Source organism: Streptomyces sp. NPDC006879 (assembly GCF_042869595.1).
GTDB lineage: Bacteria > Actinomycetota > Actinomycetes > Streptomycetales > Streptomycetaceae > Streptomyces.
On sequence record NZ_JBIAGC010000021.1, the window covers coordinates 80,464 to 100,230 of the forward strand.

At 70.4% G+C, this 19,767-nt stretch carries 17 protein-coding genes and 1 pseudogene; 6 read left to right on the forward strand and 12 right to left on the reverse strand.

What is annotated here, in order from left to right:
* Positions 1 to 135 precede the first annotated feature (135 nt).
* The 3 genes from ACFYMC_RS17745 (at position 136) to ACFYMC_RS17755 (ending at position 5,128) form a co-directional block, all read left to right on the forward strand.
* Positions 136 to 1,944, forward strand: coding sequence for a glycoside hydrolase family 15 protein (locus tag ACFYMC_RS17745; RefSeq protein ID WP_388525619.1), 1,809 nt, complete (start codon positions 136 to 138; stop codon positions 1,942 to 1,944).
* Between the two features lie 114 nt (positions 1,945 to 2,058).
* Entirely contained in the window at positions 2,059 to 3,441 is a 1,383-nt protein-coding gene (locus ACFYMC_RS17750; RefSeq protein ID WP_388525622.1) for an FAD-binding oxidoreductase, read from the forward strand.
* A gap of 61 nt (positions 3,442 to 3,502) precedes the next feature.
* Positions 3,503 to 5,128 carry a PucR family transcriptional regulator gene (locus tag ACFYMC_RS17755; RefSeq protein WP_388525625.1) on the forward strand — a complete coding sequence of 542 codons (1,626 nt, stop codon included), beginning with the start codon at positions 3,503 to 3,505 and terminating at the stop codon, positions 5,126 to 5,128.
* A gap of 119 nt (positions 5,129 to 5,247) precedes the next feature.
* On the opposite strand, the gene ACFYMC_RS17760 is transcribed toward ACFYMC_RS17755, so the two are convergent.
* On the reverse strand, positions 5,248 to 5,886 hold the full coding sequence (locus ACFYMC_RS17760) for a class I SAM-dependent methyltransferase (RefSeq protein WP_388525628.1): 639 nt from the start codon (positions 5,884 to 5,886) through the stop codon (positions 5,248 to 5,250).
* 100 nt (positions 5,887 to 5,986) lie between these two features.
* Between ACFYMC_RS17760 and ACFYMC_RS17765 the strand changes: the two genes are divergently transcribed.
* Positions 5,987 to 6,595, forward strand: coding sequence for an XRE family transcriptional regulator (locus ACFYMC_RS17765; RefSeq protein WP_388525630.1), 609 nt, complete (start codon positions 5,987 to 5,989; stop codon positions 6,593 to 6,595).
* 13 nt (positions 6,596 to 6,608) lie between these two features.
* On the opposite strand, the gene ACFYMC_RS17770 is transcribed toward ACFYMC_RS17765, so the two are convergent.
* The 5 genes from ACFYMC_RS17770 to ACFYMC_RS17790 form a co-directional block, all read right to left on the reverse strand.
* Positions 6,609 to 7,778 carry a glycosyltransferase family 4 protein gene (locus tag ACFYMC_RS17770; RefSeq protein WP_388525680.1) on the reverse strand — a complete coding sequence of 390 codons (1,170 nt, stop codon included), beginning with the start codon at positions 7,776 to 7,778 and terminating at the stop codon, positions 6,609 to 6,611.
* A 301-nt stretch (positions 7,779 to 8,079) separates the two neighbouring features.
* Entirely contained in the window at positions 8,080 to 9,822 is a 1,743-nt protein-coding gene (recN, locus tag ACFYMC_RS17775) for a DNA repair protein RecN (RefSeq protein ID WP_388525683.1), read from the reverse strand.
* A gap of 193 nt (positions 9,823 to 10,015) precedes the next feature.
* A complete protein-coding gene (locus ACFYMC_RS17780; protein WP_388525633.1) occupies positions 10,016 to 10,930 on the reverse strand; it encodes an NAD kinase in 915 nt (304 codons plus the stop codon).
* Positions 10,927 to 11,742 (reverse strand): TlyA family RNA methyltransferase, encoded by an 816-nt coding sequence (locus tag ACFYMC_RS17785; protein WP_388525636.1) that lies wholly within the window; start codon positions 11,740 to 11,742, stop codon positions 10,927 to 10,929. Before ACFYMC_RS17785 ends, ACFYMC_RS17780 begins: the two co-directional genes overlap by 4 nt.
* Positions 11,743 to 11,748: 6 nt before the next feature.
* Positions 11,749 to 12,033, reverse strand: a complete 285-nt coding sequence (locus ACFYMC_RS17790; protein WP_388525639.1) for a hypothetical protein — start codon at positions 12,031 to 12,033, stop codon at positions 11,749 to 11,751.
* A gap of 82 nt (positions 12,034 to 12,115) precedes the next feature.
* Here ACFYMC_RS17790 and ACFYMC_RS17795 point away from each other — a divergent pair, with 82 nt between their 5' ends.
* On the forward strand, positions 12,116 to 12,463 hold the full coding sequence (locus ACFYMC_RS17795) for an SCP2 sterol-binding domain-containing protein (protein WP_388525643.1): 348 nt from the start codon (positions 12,116 to 12,118) through the stop codon (positions 12,461 to 12,463).
* Between the two features lie 14 nt (positions 12,464 to 12,477).
* Here ACFYMC_RS17795 and ACFYMC_RS17800 read toward each other — a convergent pair whose 3' ends face one another.
* The 4 genes from ACFYMC_RS17800 to ACFYMC_RS17815 form a co-directional block, all read right to left on the reverse strand.
* Positions 12,478 to 13,332, reverse strand: a complete 855-nt coding sequence (locus ACFYMC_RS17800; protein ID WP_388525646.1) for an ABC transporter ATP-binding protein — start codon at positions 13,330 to 13,332, stop codon at positions 12,478 to 12,480.
* Positions 13,333 to 13,445: 113 nt separating this feature from the next.
* Positions 13,446 to 14,507 (reverse strand): FecCD family ABC transporter permease, encoded by a 1,062-nt coding sequence (locus ACFYMC_RS17805; RefSeq protein WP_388525649.1) that lies wholly within the window; start codon positions 14,505 to 14,507, stop codon positions 13,446 to 13,448.
* Entirely contained in the window at positions 14,504 to 15,550 is a 1,047-nt protein-coding gene (locus ACFYMC_RS17810; RefSeq protein ID WP_388525652.1) for a FecCD family ABC transporter permease, read from the reverse strand. The genes ACFYMC_RS17805 and ACFYMC_RS17810 overlap by 4 nt, the downstream gene beginning before the upstream one ends.
* 91 nt (positions 15,551 to 15,641) lie before the next feature.
* Complete coding sequence (locus ACFYMC_RS17815; RefSeq protein WP_388525655.1) at positions 15,642 to 16,721, reverse strand: HAD hydrolase-like protein; 1,080 nt, start codon at positions 16,719 to 16,721, stop codon at positions 15,642 to 15,644.
* A gap of 81 nt (positions 16,722 to 16,802) precedes the next feature.
* Here ACFYMC_RS17815 and ACFYMC_RS17820 point away from each other — a divergent pair, with 81 nt between their 5' ends.
* Complete coding sequence (locus ACFYMC_RS17820) at positions 16,803 to 18,077, forward strand: DUF1015 family protein (protein ID WP_388525657.1); 1,275 nt, start codon at positions 16,803 to 16,805, stop codon at positions 18,075 to 18,077.
* A gap of 73 nt (positions 18,078 to 18,150) precedes the next feature.
* Here the strand turns inward: ACFYMC_RS17820 and ACFYMC_RS17825 are convergent, their stop codons facing one another.
* Both ACFYMC_RS17825 and ACFYMC_RS17830 read right to left on the reverse strand, forming a co-directional pair.
* Complete coding sequence (locus ACFYMC_RS17825) at positions 18,151 to 18,966, reverse strand: hypothetical protein (protein WP_388525660.1); 816 nt, start codon at positions 18,964 to 18,966, stop codon at positions 18,151 to 18,153.
* A pseudogene (locus ACFYMC_RS17830) lies at positions 18,948 to 19,767 on the reverse strand (hypothetical protein); the annotation flags it as partial. The pseudogene ACFYMC_RS17830 and the gene ACFYMC_RS17825, both read right to left, overlap by 19 nt.

Sequence of the window (19,767 nt, forward strand, 5' to 3'; positions counted from 1 at the left end):
ATCCGCTGCCGGGCAGGCCGGCGAACGGCAACACCCCGCCCGCTCCGGAAACAAGCGCGAACAAGGATCGCAGTCAACGATCCTTGACTGCGAAGTGATCGCCCCCGCCGGGGCGGACGTGGCCGTAGGACGGAGATGCACGTGGCCGGGCGCATCGAGGATTACGCATTGATCGGGGACATGCAGACCGCAGCGCTGGTCGGTATGGACGGCGCGGTGGACTGGTTGTGTCTACCCCGATTCGACTCTCACGCCATCTTCGCGGCGTTGCTGGGCACCGAGGAGCACGGTTTCTGGCGAATCGGTCCCGTGGGCGCCACGGGCGCCGGGCCCGCGCGCGCGAACCGCCGCCGCTACCGCGGGGACTCGCTGATCCTGGAATCTGAGTGGGACACGCCACGGGGAACGGTCCGGGTGACCGACTTCATGCCCCCGCGCGCCGGCGCTCCCCAGTTGATCAGGATCGTCGAGGGGGTCAGCGGTCGCGTGCCGATGCGCTCGGCGCTGCGCATGCGCTTCAGCTACGGGCGAGTGGTGCCCTGGGTGCACAAAGTGGACGGGCGTACCGTCGCCGTCGCGGGACCGGACTCGGTGTGGCTGGACAGCACCACGGCCACCTACGGCAAGGACCTCACCACCTACGCGGACTTCACCGTGGCGCCGGGCGAGCGCATCGCCTTCACCATCAGCTGGCAGGCCTCGCACCGCGAACCGCCCGCCCTCCCCGAACCCGAAGGAGCCCTGGAGGCGACCCGAGACTTCTGGCGGGAGTGGGTGGAGCACTGCACCTACCACGGCCCGTACCGGGAAGCCGTGATCCGCTCGCTGATCACGCTTAAGGCGCTCACCTACGCGCCGACCGGGGGGATCGTGGCGGCGCCCACCACCTCGTTGCCGGAAGAGATCGGCGGCGTCCGCAACTGGGACTACCGCTACACCTGGCTGCGTGACGCGGCGATCACGCTGTCGTCGATGCTGCGCACCGGCTACCGCGAGGAAGCCCGGGCGTGGCGGGACTGGCTGTTGCGTGCGGTCGCCGGCGACCCGGAGAACCTCCAGATCATGTACGGCATCGCGGGCGAACGCGAGCTGGGTGAGACCGAACTGGACTGGCTGCCCGGCTACGAGGGCTCGCGTCCGGTGCGCATCGGCAACGGCGCCGCCCACCAGCTCCAACTCGACGTGTACGGCGAGGTCACCGAGGCGCTCCACCTGGCCCATATGACGGGCCTCGCCCGCAACGACTACGCCGCCCTGCTCCAACTGAAGTTGATCCGGTACCTGGAGGACCACTGGGACGAGCCCGACGAGGGGATCTGGGAGGTCCGAGGCCCGCGCCGGCACTTCGTGCACTCCAAGGTGATGGCCTGGGTGGCCGTCGACCGGACGATCAAACTGATCGAGTCCAAAGACGCCGACGGCCCACTGGAACGGTGGCGCGAACTGCGTGAGGACATCCACCGGGACGTGTGCGAGAAGGGCTACGACCCCGAGCGCAACACCTTCACCCAGTCCTACGGCTCGCGTGAACTGGACGCCTCGCTGCTGCTGATCCCGCAGATGGGCTTCCTGCCGCCGGACGACAAGCGGGTGATCGGCACCATCGAGGCGATCCAGCGCGAGCTGTCCACACCCGACGGGTTCATCCTGCGCTATCCGACGGCCGGCGAGGAGGCGGGCGTGGACGGTCTCGAAGGGGACGAAGGCGCCTTCCTCGCCTGTTCCTTCTGGCTGGCGGACGATCTCGCGATGATCGGGCGGGTGGACGAGGCGCGTCGCCTCTTCGAGAAGCTGCTGGCCCTGCGCAACGACCTGGGGCTGCTCGCCGAAGAGTGGGACCCCCGACTCCAGCGTCAGGTGGGCAACTTCCCGCAGGCCTTCAGCCATGTGCCGCTGATCGACACGGCGCTGCGGTTGACGGCCAGCGGCGCGTACGGCGGCTGAGCCCAGACCCGCACGGGCCAGCCGGCCCGGGGGGCACACGTTCCGGCGCGCCCTCCGGGCCCGATCCGTCTAGGCTGGAAACGATTCTGTTGCCCCGGCAGGAAGGGGGCACTCATGGCTCCCCTCTCCAAGGCGAGCACGGCCCTCACCGAGCTCCGTGAAGACCTGAGTGGCGTGGTCTACGCCCCCGGGGACCCCGAGTACGACGAGGTACGCGCGCTGCACAACTCGATGACCGACAGACACCCGGCGGTCATCGCACAGTGTGCCGACGTACCCGACGTGGTCCGTGCGGTGCGCTTCGGACGGAACCTCGATCTGCCCATAGCAGTGCGCGGAGGCGGCCACAGCGTCGCCGGGATGGGCTCCAACGACAACGGCCTCGTGATCGACATGCGCAGGATGCACGAGGTGACGGTCCACCCAGGCGCCAAGGCCGTGCGGCTCGCCGGCGGCGCGAAGATGACCCACCTGGACCGGGCCACGGAGCCGTACGGCCTCGCGACCACCGGCGGCCGGGTCTCGACCACGGGAGTCGCCGGGTTCGTGCTCGGGGGCGGAAGCGGCTGGCTGGACCGGAAGTTCGGGCTGGCCGTGGACAACCTGCTGGGTGTGGAACTGGTCACCGCCGACGGGCGCACGGTGACGGCCGACGCCCAGGAGAACCCCGAGCTCTTCTGGGCCCTGCACGGCGGCGGCGGGAACTTCGGCGTGGTCACGGCCCTGACTCTGCGGCTGCACGAACTACCCTCCATGGCCTTCGCGTTGGTCCTCTACCCACCGGAGTCTGGGCCCGAGGTCGTCCGCCTGTACCGGGACACCATCGAGAACGGGCCGCCGGAGGCCAGCGGCGGTGTGATCTACCTGACCGGCCCACCGGAGGAGTTCGTACCGGAGCACCTCGTCGGCACACTACTGACGGGGGTGGTGCTGACCTACGCCGGTACCGAGGAGGAGATGCGCACACTGGCCGGGCCGCTGCTGGCGCTGCCGCACGAGGTGGAGGTGGTCACCGCCACCGCGTACGCCGACCTGCAATGCATGTTGGACGACCCTCCGGGCATGCGGAACTACTGGTCTGCCGAGTACCTCACGGGCCTGCCCGACGAACTCGTCGATGTCTTCTGCGCCCGCGCCGACAGCATGCCGGTGCCCAGCGCGACCCAACACGTCCTCTTCCCGCAGGGTGGGGCGATCGCCAGCGGTCCCGCCGAGTACCCGGTGGCCTTCCGCGACGCACCCTGGGCCGTCCACCCCTTCGCGGCCTGGGAAGACCCGGCGGACGACGAGCGGGCCATCCAGTGGGTGAAGGACGTACGGGCCGACGTGGGAGCATGGGCCACCGGCGCGGTCTACCTGAACTTCACCGGCGACGAGGGCGAGCAGCGGGTGGCTGCCGGTATGGGCGAGGAGAACCTGCGACGCCTCGCGACGGTCAAAGCCGAATGGGACCCCGACAACGTGTTCCGCTTCAACCACAACATCACCCCGGCGTGAACCCGAGGCGGCCGGCCTCCGGCCGGAACCCCGTGTGCTACCCCTGGTAGCGTCCCGCGACATGGACGATCAGGGCGGGATCACGGTGCAGCGGGCGCTGGAACTTCCAGGACTGCGCGGCGGGCTTCCGGAGGTGGTGGCCTGCGCTGACCGCTTGGGACGGACCGTGCGGTGGGTGCACGCGGGTGAGGTGCCGAACATCGCCTCCCTCCTCAAGGGCGGCGAACTCCTGCTGACCACGGGCCTGGGCCTGGGCACTCGCCCCGCCGAGCAACGCGCCTTCGTCCGCCGGCTCGCCGAGCGCAACATCGCCGCCCTCGTCGTGGAGCTCGGGCCGCGCTTCACGAGACTGCCGGCCACGATCGTGGAGACCGCGCAGGGAGCCGGCCTACCGGTGGTGGCGCTGCACCGAGAGGTGCCTTTCGTGACGGTCACCGAGGAGATCCACACCGAGATCGTCAACGGTCACTACGCCCTCTTGCAGCGCGCCGAGGAGGTCCACCGGCGCTGCACCCAGGCGCTGCTCGGCGGTGGCGGCATCCCCCAGGTGCTCCGCATCCTCTCCGACTTCACCGGAAACCCGGTCTTCTTGGAGACCCCGGACGGGCAACTCCTTTACGCAGCGGGAGGAGCCGGGGACACGGGGGCTGACCCGCTCCAGGTGTGGGAGGGCCTGCGCGGTGGGCGGACCTCGCGGGAAGAGGGCCCGCCGGCCAACGCGGTCCTGGTCGACGTACCGGGCGGCGGGCACGGCTCTGGTTCGGTACGGGCACGGTTGGTGCTGCTCGCCGTGGCCGGTCCGCTGTCCCCCTTGCACCGGATGGCAGCCGAGCGGGCCGCAGGGGTGCTGGCCGTGGTGCTGATGCAGGCGAGACAGGAGGAAGAACTGGCCGCGCGTGGCCGCGGTGACTTCCTCACCGACCTGGCCGAGGGCAGGATCCGGTCCGACGACGCCCCGGCCCAGGCCAAGGTGCTCGGCTTCAGACCCGGCGAGGGCCCGCTCCTCCCGGTGGTGATGCGGCTGACCACCGATCTGGGGGTGGCGGGAAACTGGTCCGTACTGGCTCGGGCCGTCTTGGAGGAACTCTCCTCGGCCGGGGTCCCCGCCCTGTTCGGGGTACGCCCGGTGGAGGGACGGGTGCCCGTCCTGTTGGGGCTCCGTACGGAGTCGGAACGAGCGGCGGTGGCCGACCGGGTGGCTGCCGCGCTGCGCGCCGGGGTGGAGCGCGCCGGTTTGGCGCACGCCGGGACCCAGCCACCGGTGGTGGTGGTCGGCGTACCCGGCGGTTGGGCGACTGCCTCCGCAGGTCTGCGGCACGCGGCGGAGACCGCCACAGCCGCGCAGGGGCTGCCCGACCGGCCCTGGTTCGACGCCAGGCGGCTGGACATCGACCTGTTGTTGTGGCGGTTGCGGGAGCACCCCGACCTCGCGGCCTTCGTGGACCGGGCGATCGGCCCGTTGCGCCAGCACGACGCTGCTTCCCGCCCGCCGTTGCTGCCCACTTTGGAGACGTACCTCGCACACGCGGGCCGCAAGGCCGAAACGGCACGGGAACTGCACTTGAACCGGCAGACCCTGTACAACCGGCTGGCGCGCATCAGCGAACTCCTGGGCACCGACCTCGACGATCCGCAGACAGTGCTGGCGCTGAGTCTGGCCTTGCGCGCCCGGCGCCACGTCTCCTGAGCAGGGCGCGCGGCGCGACCGGGCAGGCGCGGGGCGAAGAGCGTGCCGCGGCGGGTCGCGCACGTGGGACCGCGCGCCCGGGCACACCTCCACCCGCGGCGCCGGTCTCCGGCCGCGCCTCAGGCCCTGCGACGCGCCTTGACGGTGTTGTCGGTCCGCTTCACCGGCTCACCCTCCGGCCCGGGTGTCTCTACCTCGTACTCCTCGCAGACCAGCATCTCCCAACGCTCCTCCGGCAGGTCCAGCGCACCCAGGACCTCCTGCGGAGCGGGCAATCGCACGCCTTCGGGAGCGTGCTCCCACACCCGGACCCCGCCGTGCCCGACGATCAGCAGCGTTCCTTTCGGGCCGACCGTCGCGGCGGCGCTGCGCAGGATCTGCTCGCGCGGCATGTCGTCGGCGCGCGAGTGCAGGAACTGCGCGCAGACGAGGTCGAAGGACCCCTCGGGGAAGGAACGGGCCAGGTCGTGGTGCTGCCAGTCGATCCGGTCGGCCACACCGGCTTCGGCCGCGTGTGCGGCGGCCCGGGTGAGCGCCGTGCGGGAGATGTCGGTGGCTGTGACCTGCCAACCTTGCCGAGCCAGCCAGATGGCGTCACCGCCCTCTCCGCACCCCAGGTCAAGGGCGCGACCGGGCGTCAGATCGGCCGTCTCCCGCACCAGGGCGGGGTTCGGGTTCCCGCTCCACACACAGGTGCTGCCGGCATAGCGGGCCTCCCAGAACTCCTCGTTCGTCTCGGCCGCAGTGCTGTCCACCATCTGGATTCCCTTCGTTCGTCCCGGCTCCTCGTCCTGGAACGACAGTGCGCGCACCTGGCGCCGGTTGACAAACCGTGTTGCCAGAGCAGCAAATGGAACGATGGTTGTCGACGATGCGGCCCAGTCCGTCCTCGCCCGTGTTGGTCCTCGGTTGCGCGCCCTGCGTCAGGAGCGGCAGACGACGCTGGCCCACCTCAGCAGGAGCACCGGCATCTCCGTCAGCACCCTCTCCCGCCTGGAGTCGGGGCAGCGCAAACCGACCCTGGGGCTGCTCCTGCCGCTGGCCGCCGCGCACCGGGTCACCCTCGACGACCTCGTGGGGGCGCCGCCCGCCACGGACCCCAGGGTTCCAGCTCGGCCCTTCACCCGTGACGGTCACACCTTCGTCCCCCTCACCCGCCACTCGGGCACCGGGCGCCACGCCTTCAAGCAGATCATCGAAACCGGCCGAGGTCGGGCCGGGGAGTTGGAGCGGCGGACGCACGAGGGCTACGACTGGCTCTACGTCCTGACGGGGCGGCTGCGGCTGGTTCTCGGCGAACAGGACCTGGTACTGACCGCGGGGGAGGCCGCCGAGTTCGACACCCGCACGTCACACGCCTTCGGGAACGCCGGTGACGCGCCGGTGGAGTTCCTCAGCCTGTTCGGACAGCATGGCGAGCGGATCCATGTGCGGGCCCGCCCCCGTTCCGCCGCGGTGGACGGATGAGGCAGCCTCGGACTTAGGGACCTACCCGGCCCCGCTCGGACAGTTCGTCGTACACGGACAACACCTGTGCCACGGTGTCGTCCTCGGTGGGCCAGGTGGCAGCCTGCCGACGTCCGGCGCTCGCCAAGCCGGCCCGCCGCTGAGGATCGTCGAGCAGCCCGCACACCGCCGATGCCAGTGCAGCAGCGTTCGCGTAGGGCACGAGCACGGCTGCGTCCCCGACCAGTTCCGGAATCCCACCCACGGCAGTGGCCACCAGCGGAACACCCGCCCTCAGTGCCTCTTGGGCCAGCAGCGAACGGGACTCCCAGCTGCTGGGCAGCACCGCCACGTCCGCCACGGCAAGGAGTTCGCTGACGTCCTCGCGGCGCCCCAGCAGGCAGATGGGCAGTTGTTCCGCCTCGATCCGTTGGGCCAGGGCGACACGCTTGGATCCTTCACCCGCGATCACCAACAGGGGTACGGGATCCTGCCGGCACCATGCGCGGGCCGCGTCGAAGAGGGTGTCATAACCCCGGTGCGCCTCCAGGCTGCCGACGGCGATGAGCAACGGCCGCGCCACGGCGCCCAGGTCCGCCCGCGTCTTGTCCGGCTGAGCGGGACTCGCCGCCCGGCGCGGTGCCGGAACCGTGACCGGAGCAAGACGCGCGTCCCTGGCACCGCTCGAACGCGCCCGGTCGACCAGGTCCGAGGAGGTACCGAGGACCACGACGGCAGCCCTGGCAACTCGGCGCTCCAGCAGCCTGGCGAGAGGGGCCCGGGCTCCTTGAGCGTACGGCCGGCTGTGCCATGTGACCACGAGCGGGACCCGCTGGCCGTGCACCGCCACGGCGGCGCGGGCAGCGGCCTGCAGACCATGGGCGTGCACGACGTCCGCGCCCGTGCACACCTGGCGCAGGGCTGCCACGGCGACCGGTCCGGTGCGCCGAGGCACGGGCGCGAAGTGCGCACCGGCACCGGTGAAGTCGTACACGCCTTCGCTTTCCACGGGCGCACAGACGGTGACGCGCACCCCGCGCGCGGCCAGCCCCGCCGACAGCGACCGAACGTGCACGCTGCTGCCCGCACTGCCGCCGCCCAGTACTTGGACGGTACGCAACGGGGCCTTGCCGTACGGCTGGGCCGGGGTGCTGCTCACGTGGCCGAAGCTCCTGAGTCGGGACGGAGTGGGGGCGGGGCACATCGGGCTGGGACCGATCCGCATCCCGAAGCCCGACCTGCGCTCAGAATGCCAGCCCGTACGTGCCTTCCGGGGCCCATCTGGAGGCGGGATGCGCTGGCAGCGGCCGAAGCCGCTGCCGTGATCCGGCAGTCGAAAATACGGGATCACCCACACGGGCCCACCCTCTGGGAGCGGACCACCATGGTTGTTCACTCGATCGGGCGAACAATAGGAAAACCAAGTGACACGCTATATGCGAGACCACGGTACGACCCGTGACACCCCACGATCACGCGTCACTTCGTTGCGCCACTCTGTCGGGTCATACGTCGGCGCGTGCTGACGCCAGCAGCTCCTCGGCATGTGCCCTGGCGGTCTGCGAGTCCTCCTGCCCGGCCAGCATCCGCGACAGTTCCCTGATGCGGTCCTCGCCTTCCAGGACGGTGACCCCGCTCCGGGTGACCGAACCGTCGTTGGTCTTCTCCACCAAGAGCTGGCGGTCGGCGAAGGCAGCCACCTGCGGCAGATGCGTGACCACCACGACCTGCGCGGACTTGGCGAGCTTGGCGAGCCGCCGACCGACCTCCACCGCCGCCTTACCACCCACGCCGGCGTCGACCTCGTCGAACAGGTAAGTGGGTACCGGGTCGGACCCGGCGAAGACCACCTCGACCGCGAGCATCACCCGGGACAGCTCGCCCCCGGACGCACCCTTGGCGATCGCTCTGGGCTGCGCGCCCGGATGGGGGGCCAGCAAAAGCTCGACCTCGTCCACGCCGGAGCTGCCGTAGGCCACCCGCCGACCGCCGACCTCGATACCGTCCGCGTCCTCGTTCTGCCGGACGTCGAAGCTCACTCGGGCGTGCGGCATGGCCAGCGAGGCGAGTTCCGAGGTCACGGCCGAGGCGAAACGCGCCGCAGCCTCCGTCCGGGCGTCAGTCAACGCCTGTGCGAGGCCTGCGAGCTCGACCCGCAGGCCGTCTCGCTCAGCGGTGAGCTCCTCGATCCTGTCGTCATCGCCCTCCAGCTCAGCCAGCCGGGCCGCGCCCTGCTCGCTCCACGCCAGTACCTCGTCGGTGCTGTGCCCGTACTTGCGGGTGAGCTGGGTCAAAGCGGCGCGACGGTCCTCCACGGCGGCCAGCCGCAGGGGATCCGCATCCAGGTCGTCGGCGTAGCCGGCCAAGTCGCCGGCCACGTCCGCCAGCAGGATCTGGAGCTCCCCGATCCGCTCGGCGAGCGCGCCGAGGGCCGCGTCGTGCGCACGCACGCCCTCCAAGGCGCGGTGGGCGCTGCCGACGAGGGTGTTGGCGTCCACGCCCTCGGGGTCCTCCGGGTTGCCGGCCAGGGCCGCGTGCGCGAGCGCGGCTGCCGAGGCCAGAGCTTCCGCATGCCCCAACCGCTCCGCCTCGGCCGCCAGCTCGGCGTCCTCACCGGGGAGTGGTTCGACGGCGGCGATCTCCTCCAGGCCAAAACGCAGCAGATCCGCCTCCTGGGCCCGCTCCCGGGCTCGGGTGGTCAGCTCGGCAAGCTCCGTCGCCGCGGCCCGCAACCGCTGGTAGGCACTGGCGTACTTCTCCAGCGGGAGCGTCACCGCGGCCCCGGCGTACCGATCGAGGGCCTGTCGCTGCCGAGCCGGGCGCAGCAATCCCTGCTGATCGGTCTGGCCGTGCACGGCGACGAGGTCGTCCGAGAGCTCGCCTAGGAGTCCAACGGGAACGGACCGGCCGCCGACGTGGGCGCGCGAGCGTCCCTCGGCGGATACGGTGCGGCTGATCAGCAGGGCGCCCTCGTCCAGCTCCGCACCGGCTTCCTCGGCGCGTACCGCCGCCGGAGCGCCCGCGGGCAGTGCGATCCGTCCCTCCACGACGGCGGCTCTGGCACCGATCCGCACCAGGGCCGGGTCCGCCCGGCCACCGAGCAGCAGCCCGAGACTGGTGACGACCATGGTCTTGCCCGCGCCGGTCTCACCGGTCACCGCGGTGAACCCCGGCGACAGCTCGACCACCGCGTCGTCGATGACTCCCAGCGACCGTATCCGCATCTCCTCAAGCACGGCGACGACGATACCGAGGTTTGCCGTGTGCCATGTGACCTCGACCCTTCACATGGCAACGAACAGGTGACCTGGGTGGCCCGGAACCACGGCGCAGAGGTGCCGTGGAACCAGTGGAGAACAACGCGCCGAAGCCGCCCGTTGACCCTGCGGGATCGGCGCGCCCCGGCTGCCGTCGTACACGGCCGGGGATCCGGGCCAACCCTCAGTGCGGCGCCCCCCGCCATCCCGACACCGGCAGAGCGAACTTCGCCACCAGCCGGTCGGTGAAGGAGGCATGGTGCAGTCTGGCCAACCGGACCGGCACGCTACCCCTGCGAACCTCCACCCGCGCCCCGGCTGGGAGTTGCAGGGTGCGGCGGCCGTCACACCACAGCACCCCGTGCGGCGTGCCAGGCTGGACCTCCACGGCCAGCACCGAAGTCGGCGAGGTCACGAGCGGCTTTGCGAACAGCGCGTGGGCGCTGATCGGCACCATCAACAGCGCCTCGACCTCAGGCCAGACCACCGGGCCACCCGCCGAGAAGGCGTATGCCGTCGAGCCGGTCGGTGTGGCACAGACGATCCCGTCACAGCCGAAGCCGGTCACCGGGCGTCCGTCGATCTCAAGGACCACCTCAAGCATCCGTTCAGGTGAGACCTTCTGCACCGCCGCCTCGTTCAGTGCCCAGTCCTGGTGGACGATGCCACCGTTGCTGCGCACGACGACGTCGATGGTCATGCGTTCCTCGACCTCGTAGGCCCGGGTCACCACCCGGTCGACGACCTTGTCGAGGTCATCGCGCTCGGCTTCGGCGAGAAACCCGACCCGGCCCAGGTTCACGCCCAGCATCGGCACGCCGGAGGTACGGGCGAAGTCGGCGCCGCGCAGCAGTGTCCCGTCCCCTCCCAGCACGACCAGGAGCTCGCAGCTCCCCATCACCTCGGCAGCTGCTTCCTCCGGCACCAGTTCGACCTCCTCGGGCAGCGGCAGGTCGGCCGCCTCCCGGGCCAGTACGCGCACGCCGAGGCCGCAGCGCAGAAGTCCGCGCACGACCAGTTCGGCGCTGCGGATCGCAGCCGGCCGCCCGGTATGCGCGAGCAGGAAGACAGTACGTGTAGCTGCTGTTGTCGTTGTCAACTCGGCCCCTCCGCCACTGCACGGTCAACGTCCGCCGGGTCGAGCTCGGGTGCGCCCGCCCGGAGCCACAGAAAGTACTCGACGTTCCCGGACGGTCCGGGAAGCGGACTAGCCGTCACCCCGAGCACGCCGAGGCCGAGTTGGGCTGCCTGCCGAGCGACCTCGCGAACCGCTTCAGCCCTGAGCTCCGGGCTTCGGACCACTCCGCCGCTACCGAGCCGCTCTTTGCCCACCTCGAACTGCGGCTTGACCATCAACACCAGATCGGCGTCGGGAGCCGCGCAGCTCACCAGGGCGGGCAGCACCAGTCCGATCGAGATGAAGGAGAGGTCGCCGACGATCAGGTCGACCGGGAGTCCATCGATCTGATCCAACGTCAGCTCACGCACGTTGGTCCGGTCCTTGACGGTGACGCGGTCATCGCTCTGGAGGGACCAGGCCAGTTGCCCGTAGCCCACATCGACAGCGACGACGTGCCCGACGCCCGAACGCAGCAGCACATCGGTGAAACCCCCGGTCGACGCGCCGGCGTCCAACGCCCGACGCCCGGCCACCGAGAGCCCCTGGGGGGTGAAGGCGGCGAGAGCCCCGGCCAACTTGTGGCCCCCGCGCGAGACGTAGTCGGGGTCGCTCTCGTCCTTGAGGACGACCAACGCCGCGCTCGTCTCCACCTGGGTGGCGGCCTTGGTGGCGGTGCTGCCGCCGACGGTGACGCGGCCTGCCGCGATGAGCTGGCCGGCGTGCTCGCGTGAGCGAGCGAGCTTTCGGCGTACCAGTTCTGCATCCAGGCGGCGGCGTGCCACTCCTGCCACGATCGGTCAGCTCCTGTTTTCGTGCGGTTCTGAGGCGGGGTGTGCGTCGAGCCCGGTCAGCACGGCACGCAGCCCCCTGTCTACATCCTCGTACACCTGGAGGTGGTCCTCCGCAGGCAGGTGGTCCGCATCGGCCAGTCGCTCCAGCAGCGCGTCCACCTCGGGGCGGCCCGTGGAAGTGCGGGGCACGCCCAGCGGAGTCGGCCCCACGGGCCCGGTGGGCTGCTCGGGTACAGCCGGCTCCACGGTGCCATCGGCACCGTCGCCGCCGGCCGGCCAGGTTTCACTCATGCCCCGACGCTACCTCGAAGCGCAACCTTCACGGTGTTCGGTTACCGGTCACACCACACCGCGCTGGGGTACGGTCTGGCCAATGGCGACCATCGAGGAGTGTCGAGCGGCACTCGACCAGCTGTCCGTCAATCTGGCCCGGGCCGATGGGGCGGTGCGCACCACCGCCGCCCTGGACCGCTCTTTGAGCTGCCACATCACCGACTTGGACACCACCTTCACGGGACGGATGTCGGACGGCCGTATCCAGGTGGCAGCCGCGAGCCCGGGCCCGCCAGCGTCCAGAGCCCAGATCCGCCTGTCAATGACCGGTGAGGACCTGGTGGCTCTCGTGGACGGTCGCCTGCACTTCGCCAAGGCATGGGCGTCCGGCCGGGTGAGGCTGGAGGCAGGCCTGCGGGACCTGGTTCGGCTCAGGACGCTGCTCTAGCGATGTCCGTGACGTCAGCGCGCCGAGGAGTCGGCTGCGCCCTGCGCCGCCATCGACTCCTCGGTGCCCCGTCCGGCCTTCGAGTGGGAGCGGCGCGCGGCCGGCACCACGAGCGGCGTCCCTGTCTGAGGGTCCTCGATGATCTGGCAGCGCAGCCCGAAGACCCGTTCCACCAGGTCAGCGGTCACCACCTCACCGGGAGGGCCCTCGGCTACGACCTCGCCCCCGCGCATCGCGATGAGGTGGGTGGCGTAGCGGGCCGCGTGGTTGAGGTCGTGGAGCACGGCAACCAGGGTGCGCCCCTGTGCCTCGTGGAGCTCCGCGCAAAGGTCCAGGACATCGAGCTGGTGCTGGATGTCGAGATAGGTGGTGGGCTCGTCCAGGAGCAACAGCGGGGTCTGCTGGGCCAGCGCCATGGCGATCCAGACCCGCTGACGCTGCCCGCCCGACAGCTCGTCCACGCTGCGTCCGGCGAGCTCGGCTACCCCGGTGGAGGCCATTGACTCCTGCACGATCCGCTCGTCTTCGCGCGACCACTGCCGCAGTAGCCCCTGGTGCGGGTAGCGCCCACGGGCCACCAGGTCGGCCACGGTGATGCCGTCCGGCGCGACCGAGGACTGTGGGAGCAGCCCAAGGGTCCTTGCTATCCGCTTGGCCGGCAGCGAGGAGATCGACTGGCCGTCGAGGAGCACCCGCCCCGCGGTCGGCTTGAGCATCCGCGCCAGGGCCCGCAGCAGCGTCGATTTCCCACATGCGTTGGGTCCGACGATGACCGTGAAGGACCGGTCCGGGATCTGGATGGACAGGTTCTCGGCGATGGTCCGCTGGTCGTAGCCGAGGGTGACGCCCTCCGCGGTGAGCCGCTGCACTTCGGTCCCTCTCCATCCGGTCGATCCTTGTTCTTCGCTTCGGCGCCGCGGGCTCTGCCCACTCCGGCCCTGCGGCCCGGCCCGGTCTGCTCCCCACCACTGGGGGCCACTGGTCATATCCGCCCCGCTTTACGCTCGGTGACCAGCAGCCACAGCAGGTAGATTCCGCCGACGAGCCCGGTCACCACGCCCACCGGAAGCTGATCGGAGCCGAAAGCGTGCTGCGAAGCCCAGTCGGAGATCAGCAGCAGTGCCGCACCCATCAGGGCGGCGCCCACCAAGTTGGCGCCCGCGGAGCGGGTGAGCCGTCGGGCCAACTGCGGCGCGGCCAGGGCGACGAAGGAGATCGGGCCGGCCGCCGCGCTCGCTGCCGTGGTCAGGAGAACGGCGGCCAGCAGCAGCAACAGCCGGGTGCGTTCCACCCGCACTCCCAGGGCGTAGGCCGCGTCGTCCCCCATCTCCAGCATCCGTAGCGCACGCCCCTGCCCCAGCACCAACGGGAAGAGCGCCGCGCAGGTGAGGGCCAGCGGCCAGACCTGACTCCAGTCCCGGCCGGACAACGACCCCGTCAGCCACACCGTGGCCCTCGCCGCGTCCACGTACTGCGCTTTGGTGAGCAGGTACTGGACCGCGGCCACCAGCATCGCGGAGACCCCGATGCCGACCAGCACCATGCGATAGCCGGATATGCCCCGCTTCCAGGAGAGTGCGTAGACGGCACATCCGGTGATGAGGCCACCGATCAGAGCGCCGAGCGCGACCTGGGCGGCATTGCCACCGACGAGGACGATGACGACCAGCGCGCCGACCGCCGAACCGTAGCCGAACCCGAGGACGTCCGGGCTGCCCAGCGGATTACGGGAGACCGACTGGAAGACTGCGCCGGCCATGCCCAGGGAACCACCGACCAACACGCCCACCAGAGCCCGCGGGAGCCGCAGGTCGTTGACGATGAACTCGTGCGCGGGAACACCGTCGCCGAGGAGGGTGCGCACCACGTCCGTCGGCGCTATCGGGAAGTCCCCCGTGCCGATGAGGAGTACGGCGGCGGCGAGCGTGAGGAGCGTCAGACAGACGCCGACCAGGACCGCTCTGGCTTCGAAGCGCAGCGATATGCCTCCCGGGCCGCGCAACACTCGGGTTCGCGGGCCCTTGCCCGCCGTTGGGACGCTCACAGTTGGGCCAGCTTCCGGCGGCGTACGAGGTGGATGAAGACAGGCCCGCCGACCAGGGCCGTGACGATGCCGACCTGGAGTTCGGCGGGACGGGTGATGACCCGCCCCACGATGTCGGCGCCTAGCAGCAACACCGGCGAGAGCACCGCCGAGTAGGCCAGGAGCCAGCGCATGTCGGGGCCGGTGATCGCCAGGACCAGGTGCGGGACCATCAGACCTATGAAGACGATCGGCCCGCAGGCCGCGGTGGCGGCTCCGCACAGCAAGGTGATGGCGACCATGGCGCTGATGCGGGTGCGCGTGATGTGGGCGCCGAGTGCCCGCGCCGTGTCCTCACCCATCGCCATGGCATTCAGGGGCCGCCCCAGGGACAGGGCGAGGACCAACCCCACCCCGAGGAAGGGCAGGACCTGCCACACGGTCTCCATGTTCGCGGAGGCCAGCGATCCCACGGTCCAAAACCGCAGTTTGTCGAGCGCTGCGGCATCGAGCAGCTGCACGGCGTTGATGTAACCCACCAGGGCGGCGCTGGCCGCCGTGCCTGCGAGCGCGAGGCGTACCGGCGTGGCACCGCGGGCGCCGCCCAGGACGTACACCGCCCCCGAGACGATCGCGGCACCACCGAGCGCGTACCAGACGAACTCACTCAGCGAGGTCGCGCCGAGGAAGCTGATGGCCGAGACCACCGCTGCCGCGGCCCCGGCGTTCACCCCGAGGATGCCGGGCTCGGCCAGCGGGTTGCGGGTCAGAGACTGCATCACCGCCCCGGAGAGGCCGAGGGCCGATCCGACGAGCAGGCCGAGTACGGTCCTGGGCACCCGCGTATCGCGCACCACCACGTCCGCCGGGGTACCCGAGTAGTGGAAGAGCCCGTGCCACACCTCGTCGAGAGGAGTGGGATGGGCGCCCACGGCGACGCTGGCCAGCACCATCACCACCAGGACGGCCAACGCGGCCAGCAGGCCGAGGAAACGCGCCGCGCCGCGGCCAGGGGGCACGCTGCTGACGGCCGTACTCGCTTCGGGAGGACTCTCAACCAACACAGAGGTTAGGCTAGCCTATCCTTTTGTCGGGGTAAGATTGAGCAGCCGACGGGGAGCCGCGACCTCCAATCACCAACGGCGCTGCCCCTCCTTACAACCCCAACTGCCCTAGCGCCTTACCCGACTCCAAGGTGCAGGCACCATCTCCCGCATGCGTCCAAGCCGCCGCGCACAAGGCGCGTAGCCCGTCCAACGCGGTCGCCCCAGCCACGGCACCGCCATCGGACGTAGCGGAAAGACTCAGCACCAGTACGTCCTGCTGCACTCCGGCGACCCAAGCCCCGCAGCGCCACCCGGCCCCACCAGGCCAATCACCCTCCGTCGTCGCGACCACCTCCGGCTGCCCGGTCAACAGCCCCCGAAGGTCCGCGTCCACGTAGGTGGGCCGGTGTCGCGGTCCCGCGGCCAGCAGCGCCGCACCGTCCGTCACCCCGGTCAGCACCAGGAGCGAGTCGACCTCGCCGTTGAACGCCCCCTCGATGTCCGTGTCCAGCCGGTCGCCCACCACCAGAGGACGCTGCGCCCTGGTCCGCAAGATCGTCTCCCGGTGCATCGGGGGCAACGGCTTCCCGGCGACCTGCGGTTCGGCGCCCGTGGCAATCCGCACCACCTCCACGGCGGCGCCATTGCCCGGCGCGATGCCCCGTGGGCTCGGAATCGTCAGGTCGGTGTTGGAGGCGAACCAGGGGACTCCCCGCGCGATCGCGTAGGAAGCCTCCGCGAAACGCCCCCACGCCAGATCCGGCCCTCCATACCCCTGCACGACCGCGGCGGGGTCCTCGTCAGCCGACTCCACCGGCACCAGCCCACGCTCACGCAGCGCGACCCGTAGCCCGTCACCACCGATCACCAGCACCCGCGCGCCCTGCGGCACCTGCTCGGAGATCAACCGCGCCACCGCCTGCGCCGAGGTCACGACCTCCTCCGGCACAGCTGGAACGCCCAACTCGGTCAGATGCTCCGCGACCGCCCGCGGGGTGCGCAGGGCGTTGTTGGTCACGTACGCGAGATGCATGCCTCCGTCCCTGGCCGTCACCAGGGAATCGACCGCGTGCTCGATCGCCTCCCCTCCCGCGTACACCACGCCGTCGAGATCGAGCAGTGCCGTGTCGTACGCCTCGTGCAGATTCCGTTCACTGCCCGCAGGCCTCGTCCTGCTCTCTCGACTCATCGGCTCTCCTCGCCCCAAACGTCGTGTTCGATACGTCTCCCCGATCATCGCGCATCGAGTGGGCACATTTACCATGCATCAATGACCACATCTGGGCACACGGAGCAGGGACTACATCTCATCCCCTTCCATGGACTGCGCTACGTCGCGGAGAGGGTCGGAAGCCTGGCCGCCGTCACCTCCCCCCCGTACGACGTGGTGGTCCGCCCCGACGGTCTGCACCACCTGGAATGCGCCGACCCGCACAACATCGTGCGCCTGATCCTCCCGCAGGCCGAGACCCCGGCCGCCCGCAACGAACAGGCCGCGAAGACCCTCCACGACTGGCTCGCCGAGGGCGTGCTGGCCACCGACCCGAGACCTGCGCTGTACGTGTACGAGCAGAACAAGGACGACCAACTCCAGCGCGGCATCATCGGAGCCCTCGCGCTCTCCACCGCCGAGGCCGGAATCGTGCTGCCGCACGAGGACGTCATGCCCCACGTGGTGACTGACCGTGCCGACCTGATGCGCGCCACCCACGCCAACCTGGAGCCCCTGCTCCTCAGCTACCGCGGTGGCCAGGACGAGGACGGCGTCGAAGAGGTCATCGAACGTGCCGTGGCCAGCGAACCCCTGCTGGCCACCACCACCGAAGACGGCGTGAACCACCGGCTCTGGGCCGTCACCGACCCGGCCGAACAGTCCGCGGCCACCCGGGACCTCGCCCACCGGCAGGCCCTCATCGCCGACGGCCACCACCGTTGGGCCACCTACCTGCGCCTGCAGGACGAGCATCACGAGCCCGGCGCATGGGACTTCGGTCTCGTCCTGCTGGTCGACACGGCCCGCTACCCCCTCCAGGTCCGCGCCATCCACCGACTACTGCGCCGACTCCCGGTCTCCCAAGCTCTCGATGCACTGGCGGACTCCTTCCAGGTACGCACCGTGGAAGGCCCCCTCGCGGCAGCACTCGAAGAACTCTCCTCGGCCGCCACCGAAGGAAACGCCTTCCTGCTCGCCGGCGACGGACGCTTCCACCTGGTCTCACACCCGGCACCGGAGCTGGTCGACCGTACGGTTCGCCACGACCGCCCACAGGCCTGGCGAACCCTGGACGCGACCGTCCTGCACGCGGCGCTGCTGGAGCAGGTCTGGCACGTCCCCGACTCGCCCGAGCACGTCAACTACATCCACGACACCGAGGCAGCCGTCGAGCAGGCCGAGCGGCTGGGTGGCACTGCGGTGCTGCTCCACCCGGTGCGGGAAGAGGTGGTACGCGAGCTGGCGCAGCAAGGTGTCACCATGCCCCGGAAGTCCACTTCCTTCGGCCCCAAGCCGGCGACCGGTCTGGTGCTCCGCGCCCTGACCGGCTGAAGACCTCCCGGAAAACAGCTGAGGGCGACACCCACCGGGTGTCGCCCTCAACCGTTACCACCGTGCCGAAGCGTCAGCTCTTGTTCTCGGGCGCCTCGTCGCTCTCTTCAAGGTCCTCGACCGCGGCAGTCACAGCCACCTCGACGTCGTCGTCAGAGGCCTGCACCTCCGCCTCGGCCTCCGCTTCCGCGGGCTCGCCCAGGTCCTCGACCCGGATGCCGGGCGCGGGCTGGTCAGCTCCGGCCTCCTCCTCACCCTCCAGTGCGTCGACGAACTCCACTCCGTCCATCTCGGCGAGCCGGTCGGACGCATCGGTGCTGCCGTCCTTGTCGGCCTCAAGGGCCTTCGCGAACCACTCCCGCGCCTCCCCTTCACGGTCGGCTGCAAGCAGAGCGTCGGCGTACGCGTAACGCAGACGCGCGGTCCAAGGCTGGACCGAGTTGGAAGCCAGCTCCGGGCTCTGCAAGGTCACGATCGCCGCGTCAAGCTGCCCCATGTCCCGCCGAGCACCGGCCGCGACCAGTCGCATCTCCACCTGACCAGCCTTGTCCAGCTTCTGCACCTCCGGCTCGCCGGCCATCGCCAATGCCCGCTCGGGACGGCCCATGCCACGCTCGCAGTCCGCCATGACGGGCCACAGCTCCACCGAGCCAGTCATCCGCCGGGCGGCCCGGAACTCGGCGAGTGCCTCGCTGTATTTCTGTGTGGCGTACGCGGCGAAACCTGCGGCCTCCCGCACGGCGGCGACCCGAGAAGCCAACCGCAGCGCGATCCGCGAGTACGCATAGGCCTGCTCGGGCTCCTCGTCGATGAGCCGCGCGACCATCACCAGGTTCCGGGCGACGTCCTCAGCGAGGGTCTTCGGCAGGCTCAGCAACTCCTGGCGCACGTCCTGGTCGATCTCGTCGCCGGTGACGTCCTCGTCGATCGGCAGCCGCTTGACCGGCTCCCGGTCCCGGTCATCGCGCCGACCGTAGCCGCCACGGTCCTCACGAGGCCCGTGACCACCCCGGTCACCTCGGTCGTCACGGTTGCCGCGGTAACCACCACTGGACCGGTCATCACGGCGCGGGTAGGAGGGACGATCTGCGCCGCGGTCGTCACGACTTCCGCGGTAACCACCACTGGAGGGACGACCACCGCGGTCATCATCACGACGCGGGTACGAGGGACGGTCCCCACCTCGGTCGTCACGACTTCCGCGGTAACCACCACTGGACCGGTCATCACGACGCGGGTACGACGGACGGTCCCCACCACGCTCATCACGACGCGGGTACGAGGGACGGTCCCCACCACGCTCATCACGGCGCGGGTAGGAGGGACGATCTCCGCCGCGGTCGTCACGACTTCCGCGGTAACCACCACTGGAGGGACGACCACCGCGGTCATCATCACGGCGCGGGTACGAGGGACGGTCCCCACCACGGTCGTCACGACTTCCGCGGTAACCACCACTGGACCGGTCATCACGACGCGGGTAGGAGGGACGATCTCCGCCGCGGTCGTCACGACTTCCGCGGTAACCACCACTGGAGGGACGACCACCGCGGTCATCATCACGACGCGGGTACGACGGACGGTCCCCACCACGCTCATCACGGCGCGGGTACGAGGGACGGTCCCCACCACGGTCGTCACGACTTCCGCGGTAACCACCACTGGACCGGTCATCACGACGCGGGTAGGA